Origin of the sequence: Anaerobiospirillum sp. NML120448, from assembly GCF_023050945.1 — a bacterium.
Lineage (GTDB): Bacteria > Pseudomonadota > Gammaproteobacteria > Enterobacterales > Succinivibrionaceae > Anaerobiospirillum.
Map to the genome: position 1 here is coordinate 46,040 of NZ_JALKIM010000014.1, position 18,219 is coordinate 64,258.

An 18,219-nucleotide genomic window follows, 5' to 3' on the forward strand; every position below is an offset into this window, starting at 1 on the left:
GAAAATGAAAATTTTGCGTTTTGTTCATGGTAGGAACAAAATGCTAAATTAATGAGTTAGTTAGGTGCCTAACAGGTACTATGATCACTGACAATTAGTCAGTTTTATAAGAGGTTTATGAATATGGTTAGCGCATTGATTGCTTTTGCTAATGGCTCTGAGGACATGGAGGCTACTAGCGTAGCTTCAATTTTAGATCGTGGTGGCGTATCTGTTACCCGTGCTGCTATTACTAAAGATGGCTCTAAAGAGGTAACTTTATCTCATGGTATGAAAGTAGTGTGCGATAAGCACATTAGTGAGTGCAATGATGTTTACGACATGATCATTATTCCTGGTGGTCTTGAGGGTTCAAAAAACTGTGCTCAATGCACAACCTTAGTTACCATGCTAAAAGAGCAGAAGGCTGGCGGACGTTATATCGGCGCTATTTGTGCTGCCCCTGGTTTTGTGCTTGCTAAGCACGATCTAATTGGTGAGGCCAAAGCTACTGGCTACCCAGGCTGCAGTGATGATATTAAGCACTATACCAATACTAATACTTACATTGATCGTGATTATAAGTTAGTAACTGGTAAGGGCCCTGCCTTATCCATTGAGTTTGGTCTTGCTTGTTTAGAGGTGTTAGTACCTTTTGATAAGGTAGAGCAAGTGAAGACTGGCATGCTCTTTAATGATTAAGCTTAATTTAGTACTTAAACAGTGCAAATAAGGGAAAAAGCTCCAAGCTATAATTTATTTAGCTGGAGCTTTTTTCTTTTTTAAGCTCTCTTATTTGGCCAAAAGCCATTTTTTTGCGATTTAAATGCAAGCGTGCGATAATTATTAGCTTGTAAAATTTTTTTGTTTACAGTGAAGCTTATTTGATAGTGCTAAGCATTATTAAAGCTTTCTTTGTTAAATTAGTTCTTAGAAGGCCAATAATGAATCATTATTGGTACTGACATAGGAAAGATCACCTCTTGTGGTGTTCTCCCCTATGTCAGTAGCTAAGAGCTTACATGACCTTTAAGGTCAATATGTGTTTTTAGTTTAAGTATGTTTTGATACTTAAGCTGGTTGATTTAGATATTTATACGGTTTTTTTTCATGGATAAGCTAGTTCAGGCTAAACAAGAAGGCATAGCCGCCGCTCAAGGTGTCCAAAATCTGCAAGATTTAGATGCAGTTCGAGTAAATTACTTAGGCAAGAAAGGCTTGTTTGCAGAGTTTATGAAAGAACTGGCCAAGCTTGATGCAAGCGAGCGCCCTCAGCGTGGTGCTGTCATCAACGAGGCTAAGCAAGAAGTTGTAGCAGCAATCGAACAACGTCGTGCTCAATTAGAAAAGGCAGCTCTTGATGCTAAGCTTGCCAGTGAGAAAGTTGATATCACTTTACCAAGCCGTCATCGTGATGTTGGTACCTTACACCCTGTCACTCGTACTATTGAGCGCTTAACTGAGCTCTTTGGTTCTATGGGCTTTGAGGTGGCTTCTGGTCCAGAAATTGAAGATGACTATCATAATTTCGATGCCTTAAACTTACCACCACATCACCCAGCTCGTGATAGCCACGATACCTTCATGTTCCCAAATGGTTTGTTACTCCGTTCTCAAACCTCTTCAGTACAAATTCGTACTATGGAAAAGAAGGCTCCACCAATTCGTATTATTTCTCCAGGCCGTGTATATCGTAACGATTACGATATGACTCACACCCCAATGTTCCACCAGATTGAGGGTTTATACGTAGATAAGAACGTATCCTTTGCTGATTTAAAGGGTGTGATTTACGAGTTCTTACAAAAGTTCTTTGAAGAAGAGCTTGAGGTTCGTTTCCGTCCTTCTTACTTCCCTTTTACTGAGCCTTCTGCTGAGGTTGACGTACGTAGAAAGGGTGGCAAGTGGCTTGAGGTATTAGGTTGTGGTATGGTGCACCCTAATGTATTACGTAATGTAGGCATTGATCCTCAAGAATATAACGGCTTTGCTTTTGGTATGGGTATTGAGCGTCTAACCATGTTACGTTATGGCGTAAAAGATCTCCGTGCTTTCTTTGAAAACGACTTACGTTTCTTAAAGCAGTTTGCCTAAAGTTAGTAATTTGCATACCAAAGCGCTCTAATCTTTGTTATTAGAGCACAGATTAACCACAAGTGATTAAACCTTAAGTACAGCACTTAAGTTAGGTGAGTTAGTTAGAGACTAATTTAAGGTTAATTTGTGGTTTAAGTTGCTCAAGAGAAAAAAATATGAAGTTTAATAAAAGCTGGGTTGATGAGTGGGTTGTTAACTCCTTAAGCGCTCAGGAAATTTCCGATACCATTACCATGGCTGGTTTAGAAGTTGATACTTGTGAAAGTGTCTGCGCTCAGTTTGATGGTGTAGTAGTAGCCAAGGTAGTAGAGTGTGTTGATCACCCAGATTCTGACCACCTCCATGTAACCAAGATTGATGCTGGTACTGGTGAGCTTATTCAGATCGTATGTGGTGCTGCTAACTGCCGTACTGGCCTTAAGGTAGCTTGCTCTATGGTAGGTGCTCACTTACCTGGCATTACCATTAAAGATGCTAAGTTACGTGGTGTTGAGTCTCACGGTATGTTGTGCTCTTACAAAGAGTTAGGCATGGCCGAAGAGTCTGATGGCATTATTGAGTTGCCAGAAGATGCACCTATTGGTATGGATCTTCACGATTACTTACAGTTAAACGATCATACTATTGATGTAGATTTAACTACCAACCGTCCAGACTGCTTATCCATTCGTGGTATTGCTCGTGAAGTAGCAGTATTAACTAAGGGTGAACTCAAGGAAGTTGAGTGCAAGGCAGTACCAAGCACTATTGAAGATACCTTCCCTGTTAAGGTAGAGGATACTGAGGCCTGTCCACGTTATTTAGGTCGTGTGATTCGTGGCGTTAACCAACAGGCTCACAGCCCTGTATGGATGGTAGAGAAGCTCCGCCGTTGTGGTATTCGCTCTGTATCTCCAATTGTGGACGTTACTAACTATGTAATGATTGAGTTAGGTCAGCCACTACACTCTTTTGATCTTAACCGTCTTCACGATGGCATCGTAGTACGCTTTGCTAAAGAGGGTGAGAAGTTAGTATTACTCTCAGGTGAGCAAGTAGATTTAACTGCAAATACTTTAGTTATTGCCGATAGCACTGGCCCATTAGGCTTAGCTGGTATCTTTGGTGGTGAAAGCTCTGGTATTAATAGCGAGACTAAGGATGTCTTCTTAGAGGCTGCTTTCTTCTCTCCTTTAGCTATTAAGGGCCGTGCACGTCATTATGGTCTTAAGACTGACGCTAGCCACCGTTTTGAGCGTGGTGTTGATCCTAAGTTACAAATGCGTGCTATGGAGCGAGCCACACAGTTATTAATCGAAATTGCTGGTGGTCAGGCTGGCCCTGTAGTTGAGTGTGTTGATGAGTCTAAGTTAAAGAATGATCATCAAATTACTTTACGTCTTGAGCGCTTAAACAAGATCTTAGGCTGTGAAATTCCAGCTGATGAAGTAGAGCGTATTTTAACTACCTTAGGCTTAAACCCTGTTGCTATTGAGGGTGGCTTTAGCACTACCGCTCCATCATTCCGTTTCGATATCGAAATTGAAGAGGACTTAATTGAGGAAGTTGCCCGTATTTACGGTTACAACAACATTCCAAATACCATTCCTGTAGCTACTATGATTATGTCTGCTGAGAAGGAAGAGGTATTAAACGAGCGTGCTTTAAGACACAGCTTAGTACAATCTGGTTATCAAGAGGCCATTACTTACTCCTTTACTGATCCAAAGACTTTAAAGGTATTTAATGATCTCGAGCCATTAGTACTTTCCACTCCTATTTCTGTTGAAATGTCAGCTATGAGAACTACCTTATTAGCTGGTTTATCTTTAGTGGCTAAGTACAATGTAAACCGTCAGCAAAAGCGTGTACGTTTATTTGAGCTAGGCTTAAGCTATGTACAAGATAGCGCTGCTGAAAATGGCGTACGCCAAGAGCCTATGATTGCAGGTATTGCTATTGGTGATCCTGAGGTTGAGAACTGGACTCAAAAGTCACGCCATATTGATTTCTTTGATATCAAGGGTGATGTTGAGGCTTTATTAGCTTTAACCGCTCGTGCTCAGGATTATGAGTGGAAGGTAACTCAATGCCCATTCTTACATCCAGGTCAAGGTGCTGACTTATACTTAGATGGCCGCAAGGTTGGTGTAGTAGGTATGTTACACCCTCAAGCTCAAAAGGACTTAGGCTTTAAGACTCCTGTTGCTGTCTTTGAAATTGAGCGCAGTGCTTTAGATAAGAGAGTAATTCCTTTAGCTAAAGAAATTTCTAAGTTCCCATCTGTACGTCGTGACTTTGCTTTCGTATTAGATAAGCAAGTTCATGCTAGCGACTTAACTGCTGACATCCGTGCTGTAGGTGGTAATTTAGTAACTGATGTTACTATTTTCGACGTTTTTGAGTCTGAGTCTTTAGGTGACAAGCGCTCTTTAGCCTTAGGTGTAACCTTACACGACAACGACCATACCTTAGAGGATGCTGAGGTAGAGGGCGTAGTAGCTAAGATTTTAGAGTCTGTAAAGACCAAGTTTGGTGCTACTTTACGCGAATAATCACATTTGTCAAAAAAATCTCTCTTTGTTTTTAGTTCTATAAGTTAAGCTTATTGAGTTGAAAGCAAAACGATATAGAGGCCGCTTATGCGGCCTCCTTCATAAAATTGAATTTAATGTGCTTAATTTTGTCATTCGATTAAGATTATTTATCTAAATAAGAGTTGCAAGCTTAAACTTAAAGTTTAAGCTTGCAGCTTTTATATATAAAAAGACGTATTAGGAACAGAGGTGTACCGTATGTCAAATGAAAATGGTTTAAAAAGCTTAGATCAAAATATTGCTAAGTTAGAGCAATTAGTTCAATCACTTGAGGATCAAAACATCTCAATTGATGAGGCTATTAGTCGCTATTCTGAGGGCATGAGCTTAGCTGTTGAGTGCCGTAAAAGTATGAATGAAATGACTCGCAAGGTTAATATGGTTCGCCAGCAGGCTAAGCAAGCCATGGATGAGCTTAACAATAGTGATGTGGCTTTAGGCGGTAATAACCGTTACTAACATTAGATAGATAAGAGAAGATTGCCAAATGGAATTAAGCGAGTACTTCAAACTGGTTCAAGAGCGAGTAAATAACTGCTTAAAAGAAAAGCTCAAGAGCTTACCAAGTGAGCCAAGTGAGCTTAAAGAGGCTATGGAATATGCCTTGTTGTTAGGAGGCAAAAGAGCTCGTCCGCTATTAGTCTATGCTACAGGTAGCGCTTTTGGAGGATCAAAGCGTAATCTAGATTATGTAGCAGCAGCTATTGAGTGTATTCACGCTTATTCCTTAATCCACGATGACATGCCAGAAATGGATAATGATATGTTACGTCGTGGTCATCCTACTGTGCATGCTAAATATGGTAGTGCTACTGCTTTATTAGCAGGAGATACTTTGCAAGCTTTAGCTTTTGACTTATTGACTGATGCTAACTGCCATCTGTCTTTAGATGTTAAGGGCAGAATGTGCGCTTGTTTAGCCAAGGCCTCAGGTTTTGAGGGTATGTGTGGTGGTCAAGCTTTAGATTTAAAGGCTGAGCATCAGCACCTACCACAAGAACAGCTCGAAAAGCTCCATTCTTTAAAGACAGGAGCTTTAATTACTTGTGCTGTCCAATTAGGTTTTATGGCCTCCCGTTACCAAGAGGCTTATGAAAACCAGCAAACCGATGCCATCGCTAATGCTATGGGCCTAGTTGAGAACCCTCATATGTCACGTGACTTTAAGTGCTTAAGTGACTATGGCAAAAAGGTTGGTCTAGCTTTCCAAGTATGGGATGATGTTTTGGATGTAGCAGGTGATAGTGCAGTATTAGGTAAGACAGTAGGTTCTGATGAGTCTTTACAAAAGAGCACTTATGTCTCTTTATTAGGTTTAGAAGAAGCTAAAAGTTATGCTCAAAAACTAGCGCTAGAAGCTCAAGAATGTTTAAAGCCAATTAGTGCAGATACTTCTATTCTTAAGCAGTTTGCTCAGTTTACTGTAAGTCGTGATCACTAATAATAAAGCGCCAACTTTCTATGTGGAGCGGGCGCTGATAGACGAGTGATTGTTTCAAGCCTTAGTTAAGATCAGTAGTTGTTTGATGATTAGGGCCTGGTAGGTTATTTTGCTATGAGGGGATTACTATAAAGTCAGTATTTTAGTGCTATCTTTATAGTTCTTAATGTTGTGGAAGATACTAATACTTATAAGCTTTTAGATCACATTAACGATGCTAGCGATGTTCGTGCCTTAGCTCGCACTCAATTGCCTCAACTATGTGATGAGGTAAGAACTTGCATTATTGATACTATTAGTAAAACAGCAGGCCACTTAGCATCTGGTTTAGGTGTGGTTGAGCTTACTGTTGCTTTGCATTATGTATATGATACTCCTCATGATATTTTAGTATGGGATGTAGGCCATCAGGCCTATCCTCATAAGATTCTTACAGGCCACAGAAAAGAGCTTGCTACTATTCGTCAATACAATGGTTTGCATGCTTTTATTTGGCGTAATGAGACCCCTTATGACCTGATAACTACAGGACATGCCTCAACTTCTATTGGTTCAGCGTTGGGTTTGGCAGTAGCTGAGCGAAACAAGCCTAAAGAGCAACGCCGTAAGGTAGTAGCCATTATTGGTGATGGTGCCTTATCAGGCGGTTGTGCTTTTGAGGCCTTAAATCATGCAGGATCGTTTAAAGACATCGATCTTACTGTCATTCTCAATGACAATGAAATGAGCATTTCAGAGAATGTTGGCAGTATTGCTCAAGGCCTATCTCACGTTATTTCTAGCCCTCACTATGTCAAGTTAGTGGAGGGTGGTAAAAGAATTTTACATTCTCTGCCAGCAGTAAAAGACTTTGCTTTGCGTGCTCAAGAACATGTAAAGGGCATGATTATGCCTGGCACTATGTTTGAAGAATTTGGCTTTAACTACATTGGCCCTGTGGACGGTCATGATGTTAATCGCTTAGAGAGCATTTTAGAAAATGTAAAAGAAATGTCAGGTTTGACTTTCTTACATGTTGTTACCAAAAAAGGTAAAGGCTATGAGCCTGCTGAGCGCGATCCTATTTGCTATCATGGTGTACCCGCCTTTAATCCACAAGAGGGTATTTGCTCTAACGGTTCTAGCGAAGATAAATCATACTCAGCCGCCTTTGGTCGTTGGATGTGTGATAAGGCGGTAGCCGATCGCAAGTTAATGGCCGTAACTCCTGCCATGAGAATTGGCTCAGGTTTAGTAAAATTTGCCGAACGTTATCCTCATCAATTCTTTGATGTGGCTATTGCTGAGCAACATGCTATGGTCTTTGCCTCAGGACTTGCTGCAGGTGGTATGCGCCCTGTGGTGAATATTTACTCCACCTTTATGCAAAGAGCTTATGATGGACTGATCCATGATATGGCTATTCAAGATCTGCCAATCATTTTATGTTTAGATCGTGGTGGTATTGTAGGTTCAGATGGACCTACCCATAATGGCGCTTTTGATATTGCCTATAGTAGAACTGTGCCTAATTTATTAATTATGGCTCCAAGTTCACGTCATGATCTTTACTATATGCTCAACACTGCCTATGCTTATGGTAAACCAAGTGTCATTCGCTACCCAAGAGCTACTGGTGAGTCACTAATGGTAGGCACTGGTGAAAATGCAAAAGAGGAGCGCTTAAGCTTAGATAAGTGCTTTAAGATTGGCCAGGCTAAGGCTCTTAACTTAAGTACTTTTGAGCAAGAGCAAGTAAAGGCCTCACTACAAGATAATAACGCTCAAAATTATGAGCTTTATGAGCTTGAAAATAGTTTATTAGAGGATAAAGCTAATATAGCTCCTAGTGCTTTAGGTAAAAAGCATAAGGTGGCCTTATTAGTTTATGGTCCTGTAGCTTTATCCTTAGAGCAATTTGCTCAAGAGCAAGATTTAACCTTATTTGATATGCGCTTTATCAAGCCTGTTGATGAGCAGCTAATTAGTTATTTGGCCTATAATTATGATTTATTAGTTACCTTTGAAGAGGGTGCTAAACTTGGCGGTGTAGGCGAACATATTGGCTCCTTAGTGGCAGCATTAAAGGGCGCATCTAAAGCTAAAGTGTTTAATATTGGCTTACCTGATAGATTTATTATGGAAGGTGACCGCAATCAATTGCTAAAATCTTTAGGCATTGATAGCGATAGCCTAATAAGCACTATTAGCCAGGAAATAGATTCATTATAATTTTCATTTTTTCTGATATATGGGAGTGTAATATGCCTTCTTTTGATATTGTTTCTGAGCTTAAAAAAGATGAGCTCCAGAATGCAGTAGATAATGCTAATCGTGAGTTACAAACTCGCTATGATTTTCGTGGTGTAGAAGCCTCTTATACTTTAGTAAAGACTGAAAACTTAGTTAAGCTTGAGGCTGACGAAGAGTTCCAAATCCAACAAATGGACGACATTCTTACCCAAAAGCTAATTAAGCGTGGTATTGATGTTGGTTGTGCCGAGTTTAAGGACATTACTCGTTCTGGTAAAAAATCCTTACAGCAAGTAGCCTTCAAAGAGGGTATTGATAAAGAGTTAGGCAAGAAAATTGTTAAACTTATCAAGGAAGAGAAGATCAAAGTTGATGCTAAGATGAATGACGACACCGTTCGTGTTCAGGGTAAAAAGCGTGATGATCTTCAAGCTGCCATTGCTGCTGTAAAGGCTAAGATGAGCGAATTAGGCCAGCCACTACAATTTACTAACTTCCGTGATTAGTCACTTTATTTAAGTCTAAAAGAGCGGAATAAGGCCGCACATATAGGCTATCACTAGTCATAATGTGCGGCTTTTTTATTGGTGAGTATTGTTTCGTAAATTTTGTCTAAATTAGGCTTTGCCATGTCTGTATCCAATGATAATCCTGCTAAAGAGAATAATAACGCTAAGAACAATGATGGCTTTATGGGGATGTTAAAAGAGATCTTCTCAAAGCGTATGGGTATATGCGTGGTAACTGGTTTTGCCTCTGGTATGCCTTTATTTGTGCTGATTAATTTGTTATCAGCCTATTTAAGAAAAGAGGGCCTAGATCTTAAGGTTATAGGTGCTTTTTCTTTAATGATGATTCCTTATACCTGGAAATTTGTCTGGGCTCCTTTTATCGACCGTTATGAGGTTTTTAAATTAGGTCGCCGCAAAGGATGGATTATCGTATCTCAAATAGCCCTCATTGTTGCTATTGCCTCACTAGGATATGTCAATCCTCAAGAATCAATTATTACGGTAGCAGTATTGGCTACTGTGGTTGCTTTTGCCTCTGCCACTCAAGATATTGTGCTTGATGCCTATCGTCGTGAGTTCTTACCTGATAATGAGCTGGGTTTAGGTAATGCCATCTTTGTTAATGCTTATCGTGTAGCAGGTTTAATTCCTGGCGGTGTGTCATTAATTATGGCTGATTACTTTTCATGGACTACAGTATTTAACTTTACCGCAGGCTGTTTAATCCCTTGCTTATTGCTGTCTTTCTTTTTAAAAGAGCAAAATTGCTCCCATGCTCCTCGTACTTTAAAGGCTGCTATTGTTGAGCCTTTTGCCGAATTTATTTATCGTCGTGGCGTAAAAGCTGCTATTTTTATCGTTTGTTTTGTCTTCTTATATAAGATTGGCGACTCAATGGCTTTAGCGCTAGCTACTCCTTTTTATATGGATTTAGGCTATAACCTCACTACCATTGGCATTGTTGCTAAAAACGTAGGTCTGTGGTCAACAGTAGTAGGTGGACTATTAGGCGGCGTATTTATGCTTAAGCTTGGTATTAACCGAGCTTTATGGGTTTTTGGTTTTATTCAACTGATTACCATTTTAGGATTTGTATTGCTAGCTAGATTAGGTGCTCATGAAACACCTTCGGTGTGGTTACTCTCTTTAGTGCTAGTATGTGAGTATGGCGGTGGTGGCCTGGGCACAGCTGCATTTGTAGCTTTCTTAGCTAAAGAGACCAACCCTGCTTATACTGCAACCCAATTGGCCTTGCTCACCAGCTTTTCAGCCATTCCTCGTACCTTTTGTAATGCCGTCACAGGCTATTTAGTAGAAGGCCTAGGCTGGGAAAACTTCTTTATTTTATGTACCGTGCTAGCCATCCCAGGCATGCTTTTGCTCTTTAAAGTAGCACCTTTTTCCCAAAAGAATTAACCACCCTCGCAACCTAGCAACTAGCACGCTTGCGTGCAGCAAGCTTACAGCTAGCTAGCTTGCTAGCTGCTAGTTTGCTGGCTCTCCCCTGCCTTTTAAATCTACCCTCTCACCTATGACAGCTTAGAACCATAGCAAGCTGTCATAGGTGATGGGGCGATCCTAATTTGCTTTTATTAAAGATGGGATCCTAGTAGTAAGCCCATCAAGCTGGTAAGTACAAACTTGTATCCTGACGTTCCTTTTTACAAGCGTTTGGGCAGAGAGTGTAAGTGCGTTGGTAAGTATGGAGTAAGTTGCTATGGTGGTGAAAATGTTTGGTTGTGGTGGTGCATTTAGATTTTTTGAGCTGAAATTTGCACCAATTTGGTAATTGTCATACAAGATTATGAACTATAAGAAAAACTTATAATAAATCAAATAGACCTTGCTTTTAGGGCTCTTAGAAGTGGTTTTGAATTTAGTGCGATTGCTATCAATATGACTAAATTTATTTGTTTATCAGGGGTGATTAAGCGGTTATTTGTGCTTTAAGAGGCACTATTTTAAAGCACAAGCATGCTTTTTATTAGATACAGATATAGGTGGTAGCTAGGGTGGTGCTTTTTTAAGGACGATTTAGTTAACCTGATTGACTAATTATTTGGGTTAAAAAAGCTAATTTTTAGGGCTTAATGTTTTTTCAAACTTCGTCACAAAAGGCGAGAGCTTAGCACTACTAAGCATATATAACCAATTGATTTTGTGGTAAAATTTGAAGCTTGATGCCTACCTCTAGTAGCTAGAGTGGGTACCTTTTACACTCTATTTATCTTTGTTGATGGGTGGTGTTTTAGCTACGGCTAAAATAGTGCACGTGAACAAAAGATAATATTTCTAGCAAGTTATGAAGATAAAGACGGGGCTTATGTATTTTTTCGTGTATGTAGGCCTTATTTTTTCTAAATTTTGCTTGAATTTTTCAGACTTTATTTTAAAGATTTTGCACTCAGTTGCCTATTAGTGCTAACAATCAATAGTTTGAATGCTTAGCAAAGCGTGTGCGCCTGTACAAGCTAGCTTGAGCGTTTGTTAGTTTATTCAAACAAACCTCTATTAAGAGCTGTATGTTCAGAGCGGTGAGCGCCTAATTAAGAATTTAGCTAGCGATTGGCAGTATTTGTCTATGCGCTTTGACATAGGTCTATTGGTTGTAAAGCAAATAAGATTTTGTCTAAGAGTGTCATAAGGTCTCATTTAAAAATTCAATTTCATTTAGTCATATTTCGGTATGGCTATGAATATCCATCAAGGTGGTTTAGCTTTTTAAGTTAGATCTATTTTGCATGGATGTTTGTCATTGCTAGAGTACAGTGAAAGGTACAATGCTTGGTTACTTGTCCTTATGTAATTGTTCTTATGACTGGGTGCTTAGGTGCAAACTTAAGATAGGTTGATAAGGGCAATCAATATTAGGACTGATAAGGCAATAAGATAGGGCTTTGTGCTACTAAGTGTTGTTTTATAAGTAATGAGCTCCTTGAGAGTCTGCTATAGAGGCTAGTCTGAAGTAAGTGGAGTTTATCTCCTAAAAAGTTTTGTATTGGAACCGCCTATGATTAACATCAAAAAAGGATTGGATCTGCCTATTAGCGGCCAACCTGATCAGTCTATAGGCGCATGTCCAGAGGTTAAGCACGTTGGCCTTATTGGCAGTGATTACCCTGGTTTGCGTCCTTCCATGGCTGTTGAAGTTGGTTCAGCTGTTAAAAAGGGCCAGGTACTGTTCGAGGATAAGAAAAACCCTGGAACACGTTTTACCGCTCCAGCCTCTGGTACTGTTGTTGCAGTCAACCGCGGCGAGCGTAGAGCATTCCAGTCAATCGTTATCGAAGTAGATGAGTCAGTAAAGGGTGTTGAATTTAAGAAGACCCCTGCTGATAAGCTTGCTGAACTTTCTCTTGAAGATGTCAAGAGCGAGCTCATCGAGTCTGGTATGTGGACTGCATTACGTACCCGTCCTTACGATAAGGTACCTCATGTAAACAGCTTACCTCACTCCATCTTCGTAACTGCTATGGATACCAATCCATTAGCAGCTGACCCACGTCCAGTGATCGCAGCTAAGGCAGAAGCATTTAAGAATGGTTTAACTGTGTTAAGCCGTTTAGGTGTTACTGTTTATGTATGCCATGATGCTCACTCTGTGCCATTATGCGATGCACCAAACGTAAAAGAGGAGATGTTTGAAGGTCCTCACCCAGCTGGTCTAGCAGGTACCCACATTCATTTCTTAGATCCTGTATCTGAGACTAAGACTGTATGGCACATCAATTACCAAGACGTAATTGCTATCGGTCACCTCTTTGTAGAAGGCGAGCTTTATAACAAGCGCGTAATCTCTATTGCTGGTCCAAATGCTAAGGATCCTCGTGTTGTAGAGACCATTTTAGGTGCTTCTATTGCCGAGTTAAGCGCAAATGAGGTTATTCCTTCTGAGTATGGCGTACGTGTTATTTCTGGCTCCGTGCTTTGGGGTAACAACGCTGTTGGTGCCTTTGCTTATTTAGGCCGCTACCACAGCCAAGTATCCATTTTAGAAGAAGGTAAGATGAATGAGCTCTTACACAAGAGCTGGTTAGGCTTAGGTCTAAAGCGTCATTCAGCCTCCCGTGCTTTTGCTTCTGCTTTCTTCAAGCCTGCTGAGTATATCTTCAATACTGCTGTTAATGGCGGTAGCCGTCCAATGGTGCCAATTGGTCAGTATGAGAGAGTATTCCCTCTCGATATGGAACCAACTATGTTATTACGCTCCATTGAGATCAATGATGTTGATCAGGCTAAGCTTTTAGGCTGTTTAGAGCTCTCTGAAGAAGACGTAGCTTTATGCACCTACGTATGTCCAGGTAAGACTGACTACGGTCGCCTCTTACGTCGTAGCTTAACTAAGATTGAGCTGGAGGGTTAATACGTGTTGTTAGGTCTCTTTAAGAAAATTGCTCCAATGTTTGAGAAGGGCGGCATCCTCGAGAAGCTTTACCCTCTCTACGAAGCTCAGTTCACCTTACTTTTCTCATCTGGTAAGGTAACTACTGGCAATACTCATGTGCGTGACTATATTGACTTAAAGCGCATCATGATTATTGTTTTCTTCGCTGTGTTCCCAGCTATGATCTATGGTTGGTTCAACGTAGGCGATCAAACCATTATGGCTCTTTCCACCATGGATAACGGTGCTGAGGTAGCTTCCACTAGTTATGCTTTATTTAGTGCTGACTACCACTATGCTATCGTTCAGATGTTAGGTGGTTCTTTAGGTGCTGACGCAGGCGTATGCTCAAAGTTCTTAATTGGCTTTGTATACTTCTTACCAATTTACATCACTGTATTTGTTGTTGGTGCATTCTGGGAAGTTTTATTCTGCTTAGTACGTGGTCACGAAGTTAACGAAGGCTTCTTCGTTACCTCCATTTTATTTGCCTTAATCGTTCCTCCTACCATTCCTTTATGGCAGGCTGCTTTAGGTATTACCTTTGGCGTTGTGATCGGTAAGGAAGTATTCGGTGGTACTGGCCGTAACTTCATGAACCCAGCCTTAACTGGTCGTGCATTCTTATTCTTCGCATATCCTGCCAACATCTCTGGTACCAACTGCTGGGTTCCAGTTGATGGTTTCTCTGGCGCTACTCCTTTAGCTCAATGGGCCGAGGGTGGTGAGGCTGCCTTAGTAAACACTTTAGGCGAGAAGATCACTTGGATGGATGCCTTCATTGGTAACATCCCAGGCTCTTTAGGCGAAGGTTCAACCTTAATGATCATTTTAGGTGCTGTTATGATCGTAGGTCTTGGTATTGCCTCTTGGCGTATCATGGCTGGTATCTTACTCGGCGCTTTCTTATGCTCATCCATTTTCAACGCCGTAGGCTCTGACACCAACTACATGTTCTCAATGACCTTCATTTGGCACTTAGTATTAGGTGGTTTTGCTTTCGGTACTGTATTTATGGCAACCGACCCAGTGTCTTCTTCCTTCACCGAAGGTGGTAAGTGGGCATTTGGTATCTTAATCGGTGTCATGGTTGTGCTAATTCGTACCGTAAACCCTGCTTATCCAGAAGGCATGATGCTTGCCATCTTGTTTGCTAACTGCTGGGCTCCATTGTTCGACTACTTAGCAACCAACCGCAACATCAAGAGGAGACTTGCTCGTGCTTAAGCTCAATAAAGACTCCGTATTTGGCACTTTTGTTATTATTATCGGCTTCTGTTTAGTTTGCTCGGTAGTAGTTTCCAGTGCTGTAGTTGCATTAGGTCCATTCCAACAGGCCGCTATTGCCAATGACCGTCAGGTAAACATCTTACGTGTTTCTGGCTTTGATGTTAAAGGCTCTGTTGCTGCAACTTACAAAGCCCACATTGAGGCTAAGCTTTTAGACCTTGAGACTGGTAAGTTTATCGACGATCCTGATAACAAGGCTGATAGCTTCAATTTCCAATCTTTAGCTAAGGATCCAGCTTACAACGTAGCTATCCCAGCTGAAGAAGACTATGCTGGTATTCGTACTCGTACCAAGGTTATGCCAATCTACCTCTCCAAGGATGAGAACGGCAATGTAGTTCGCTACATCCTTCCATTCTATGGTCAGGCTCTTTGGTCAACCGTATATGGCTATTTAGCTGTTGATACCGATGGCAATACCATGAAGGCAGTAACCTTCTACAGCCATGGTGAGACTCCAGGCTTAGGTGGTGAGATTGATAACCCACGCTGGCAGGCTTTATGGGTAGACAAGAAGCTTGTTCGTGAAGATGGCAGCCGTGGTTTCAACATCACTAAGACTCCTGATCACAATGGCGAAGGCAAGGACTATGACGTAGATAGTCTTACTGGTGCAACTTTAACCGCACGTGGTGTTGATAACGCTGCTAACTACTGGTTTAACGTTGCTTACAAGGCCTTCTTAGACAATCTTCGCAAGGGAGAGCTCTAAATGAGTGACGCTAAGACTCCATCTTGGAAAGAGGTACTTTTAGATCCGCTCATCGCTAATAACCCAGTGATGGTGCAGGTTCTTGGTATCTGTTCTTCCCTAGCTGTTACTTCTTCTATGAAGACAGCTTTCGTTATGGGTATTTCTGTTACTTGCGTGTGTGCTCTTGCAAACTTAGCAGTATCTTTTACTCGTAACTACATTCCAAGCTCGGTACGTATTATTGCTCAGATGACCATTATTGCTTCTTTAGTAATCTTGGTTGACCAGGTCTTAAAGGCTTTTGCTTATGATCTTTCCAAGCAATTATCCGTATACGTTGGTCTGATTATTACTAACTGTATCGTTATGGGCCGTACTGAGGGCTTTGCTCTTAAGTATCCACCAATGACCTCTTTAATGGACGGTATTGGTAATGGTCTCGGTTATATGTTGGTGTTATGCACCATCGCCACTATCCGTGAAATCTTCGGTTCTGGCTCTTGGTTCGGCATCACCTTATTAGAGACTGTTAATAACGGCGGTTGGTACGTGCCATGCGGCTTGCTCGTAATGCCACCATGCGGCTTCTTCTTAGTAGGTCTCTTAATCTGGGTTGTTAAGACCTTCCGTAAGGACTTAGTTGAGCAGCCTGAGTACGAGACTCACAGAGAGGATTAATACAGATGTTAGAACATTATCTTTCTCTGCTCGTTAAGAGTATCTTTATTGAGAACATGGCTTTAGCCTTCTTCTTAGGTATGTGTACTTTCTTGGCAGTTTCCAAGAAGGTTACTACCTCTGCAGGCTTAGGCGCAGCCGTTATCATGGTTCAAATGTTGGCTGTACCAGTTAACAACTTGGTAAATGCCTATGTATTAAAGCCAAATGCTTTAGTAGAGGGTCTTGACCTTTCTTTCTTAAGCTTCATTACCTACATTGGTGTTATCGCAGCTTTAGTACAAGTCTTAGAAATGTTCTTAGACAAGTTTGTACCATCTCTTTATAGTGCATTAGGTATTTTCTTACCATTAATCACTGTAAACTGCGTTATCTTCGCAGGTGTATCCTTCATGGTTCAGCGTGAGTACAACTTCGCTGAGTCTGTAGTTTACGCATTTGGTTCTGGTAGCTCTTGGGCAATTGCCTTAGTACTTTTATCCGCTATTCGTGAGCGCTTAAAGTACTCTGATGCTCCAGCAGGCGTACGTGGCTTAAGCTTAGTATTCATCACCTCTGGTTTGATGGCTATTGGCTTCATGTCCTTCTCAGGCATTCAGCTCTAAGGGGTAAGCATGTTTACAATCGTTTCAGGCGTTGTGATGTTTGTGGTCTTAGTAGCTGTTTTAGTTGCTTTGATCCTCATTGCTAAGCGCTTCTTAGTAAATTCAGGAGACATTACCATTGGTGTTAATGGTGATGAATCCTTAGGCTTTAAGTGCCAGGCTGGTACCAAGCTCTTAAACGACTTATCCGATAAGGGTATCTTCGTTTCTTCAGCTTGCGGTGGTCGTGGTGCTTGTGGCCAGTGTAAAGTTAAGGTTACCAAGGGTGGCGGTGACGTTTTACCTATTGAGTTCTCTCACTTTACCAAGCGTCAAATTCGTGAAGGCTGGCGTTTAGCTTGCCAGGTTACTTTAAAGAGTGACTGTGAGATCGAATTACCAGCCGAAATTTTCGGTGTTAAGAAGTGGGAATGTGAAGTTATCTCTAACGATAACGTAGCAACCTTTATTAAAGAGTTACGTTTGAAGGTACCTGAGGGCGAGGAAGTTCCATTCCGCGCTGGTGGTTACATTCAGATCGAAGCTCCAGCTCATACTGTTTACTACAAGGATTTTGATATCCCAGAGCAGTATCGTGCTGATTGGGAGCACTTTGGCTTATTTGACTTGGTTTCCAAGGTTGATGAGCCTTCTATCCGTGCTTACTCCATGGCTAACTACCCAGAAGAGAAGGGCCTCATTATGCTTAACGTGCGTATTGCTACCCCACCTCTTCGTCAGTTGAAGGAAATTAAGCCAGGTATCATGTCCTCCTACATTTGGAGCTTAAAGCCTGGTGATAAGGTAACTATCTCTGGTCCATTCGGTGAGTTCTTCGCCCGTGAGACTGATAATGAGATGGTCTTCATCGGTGGTGGCGCTGGTATGGCCCCAATGCGTTCTCACATCTTCGATCAGTTAAAGCGTCTTAACTCTAAGCGTCGCATTTCTTTCTGGTACGGTGCTCGTTCCATGAAGGAAGCATTCTACGTTGATGAGTTCAATCAGTTAGCTAAGGATCATCCAAACTTCACTTGGCACTTAGCTTTATCTGAGCCTCTTCCAGAGGATAACTGGACTGGCGCAACTGGCTTCATTCACAATGTTCTTTATGAGAACTACTTAAAGAACCACAAGAATCCAGAAGACTGCGAGTTCTACATGTGTGGTCCTCCAATGATGACCAAGTCTTGTGTGGATATGCTCCACAGCTTAGGTGTTGAAGACGAGAACATCCTCTTCGATAACTTCGGCGGCTAATCTTAGCTCAAGAAATCACATGAGGTAGTAATCACTACCTAAAAAAAAGCCCTGCTCTATAGCAGGGCTTTTTTTTGTGCCCTCATCCCTAGCAAAATTATCAAAACCAGCCCACACAAGCCCATCCTACGGCTGTTCTTGCTGCGCTGCGCCAAGCTACGCTGCGCCAGCTGCGCTGAGCTCAGCTTTGCCATCCCAGCCCTTCCTTGCAACTCCCTTTATCCTCAATCAATGCCTGTCCTTGCTCAGCTAACTTAGTCAATTCAAGCCGTGCCAAGGCAAACCAATCACCTCCTAGTCTTGCCTTGCCTGGGCTGCATTGCAATTATGTGCCTTAATTTATCTTGCTAAGCTGTTTGAGCCTAAGGAATTGTCAACAAATTAAAAGAACAAACTAGGTACAACATATTTTATTAAATATGTGTATATTGTAAACTAATACTTTATGTCTTTACTTTAGGGGGTTGTCATGCGTGATACTTACGAAATTAG

At 41.3% G+C, this 18,219-nt stretch carries 14 protein-coding genes; all 14 read left to right on the plus strand.

Going from position 1 to position 18,219, the window contains the following annotated elements:
* Nucleotides 1-123 precede the first annotated feature (123 nt).
* The 14 genes from MXE38_RS04155 to nqrF all read left to right on the plus strand — a co-directional run bounded on the left by MXE38_RS04155 (nt 124) and on the right by nqrF (nt 17,727).
* A complete protein-coding gene (locus MXE38_RS04155) occupies nt 124-681 on the plus strand; it encodes a DJ-1 family glyoxalase III (RefSeq protein WP_246912113.1) in 558 nt (185 codons plus the stop codon).
* A gap of 408 nt (nt 682-1,089) precedes the next feature.
* A complete protein-coding gene (pheS, locus tag MXE38_RS04160; protein WP_246912129.1) occupies nt 1,090-2,073 on the plus strand; it encodes a phenylalanine--tRNA ligase subunit alpha in 984 nt (327 codons plus the stop codon).
* A 158-nt stretch (nt 2,074-2,231) separates the two neighbouring features.
* On the plus strand, nt 2,232-4,610 hold the full coding sequence (pheT, locus tag MXE38_RS04165) for a phenylalanine--tRNA ligase subunit beta (protein ID WP_246912131.1): 2,379 nt from the start codon (nt 2,232-2,234) through the stop codon (nt 4,608-4,610).
* A gap of 240 nt (nt 4,611-4,850) precedes the next feature.
* The gene (gene xseB, locus MXE38_RS04170; RefSeq protein WP_246912134.1) at nt 4,851-5,111 is read left to right on the plus strand and encodes an exodeoxyribonuclease VII small subunit; all 261 of its coding nucleotides are present in this window, start codon (nt 4,851-4,853) and stop codon (nt 5,109-5,111) included.
* A gap of 28 nt (nt 5,112-5,139) precedes the next feature.
* Complete coding sequence (locus tag MXE38_RS04175) at nt 5,140-6,093, plus strand: polyprenyl synthetase family protein (RefSeq protein ID WP_246912146.1); 954 nt, start codon at nt 5,140-5,142, stop codon at nt 6,091-6,093.
* Nucleotides 6,094-6,264: 171 nt separating this feature from the next.
* Nucleotides 6,265-8,304, plus strand: coding sequence for a 1-deoxy-D-xylulose-5-phosphate synthase (dxs, locus tag MXE38_RS04180; RefSeq protein WP_246912152.1), 2,040 nt, complete (start codon nt 6,265-6,267; stop codon nt 8,302-8,304).
* Nucleotides 8,305-8,336: 32 nt separating this feature from the next.
* Nucleotides 8,337-8,831: a YajQ family cyclic di-GMP-binding protein gene (locus tag MXE38_RS04185; RefSeq protein WP_246912161.1), complete on the plus strand. Its 495-nt coding sequence runs from the start codon at nt 8,337-8,339 to the stop codon at nt 8,829-8,831.
* 123 nt (nt 8,832-8,954) lie between these two features.
* Complete coding sequence (locus MXE38_RS04190; protein ID WP_246912165.1) at nt 8,955-10,253, plus strand: AmpG family muropeptide MFS transporter; 1,299 nt, start codon at nt 8,955-8,957, stop codon at nt 10,251-10,253.
* Between the two features lie 1,594 nt (nt 10,254-11,847).
* Nucleotides 11,848-13,200 carry a Na(+)-translocating NADH-quinone reductase subunit A gene (locus MXE38_RS04195; protein WP_246912168.1) on the plus strand — a complete coding sequence of 451 codons (1,353 nt, stop codon included), beginning with the start codon at nt 11,848-11,850 and terminating at the stop codon, nt 13,198-13,200.
* Between the two features lie 3 nt (nt 13,201-13,203).
* Nucleotides 13,204-14,448, plus strand: coding sequence for an NADH:ubiquinone reductase (Na(+)-transporting) subunit B (locus tag MXE38_RS04200; RefSeq protein ID WP_348647357.1), 1,245 nt, complete (start codon nt 13,204-13,206; stop codon nt 14,446-14,448).
* On the plus strand, nt 14,441-15,223 hold the full coding sequence (locus tag MXE38_RS04205) for a Na(+)-translocating NADH-quinone reductase subunit C (RefSeq protein ID WP_246912173.1): 783 nt from the start codon (nt 14,441-14,443) through the stop codon (nt 15,221-15,223). Before MXE38_RS04200 ends, MXE38_RS04205 begins: the two co-directional genes overlap by 8 nt.
* Nucleotides 15,224-15,883 (plus strand): NADH:ubiquinone reductase (Na(+)-transporting) subunit D, encoded by a 660-nt coding sequence (locus tag MXE38_RS04210; RefSeq protein ID WP_246912176.1) that lies wholly within the window; start codon nt 15,224-15,226, stop codon nt 15,881-15,883.
* 5 nt (nt 15,884-15,888) lie between these two features.
* Nucleotides 15,889-16,488, plus strand: a complete 600-nt coding sequence (gene nqrE / locus MXE38_RS04215; protein WP_246912186.1) for an NADH:ubiquinone reductase (Na(+)-transporting) subunit E — start codon at nt 15,889-15,891, stop codon at nt 16,486-16,488.
* 9 nt (nt 16,489-16,497) lie between these two features.
* Nucleotides 16,498-17,727, plus strand: a complete 1,230-nt coding sequence (nqrF, locus tag MXE38_RS04220) for an NADH:ubiquinone reductase (Na(+)-transporting) subunit F (RefSeq protein ID WP_246912192.1) — start codon at nt 16,498-16,500, stop codon at nt 17,725-17,727.
* Nucleotides 17,728-18,219: the final 492 nt, after the last annotated feature.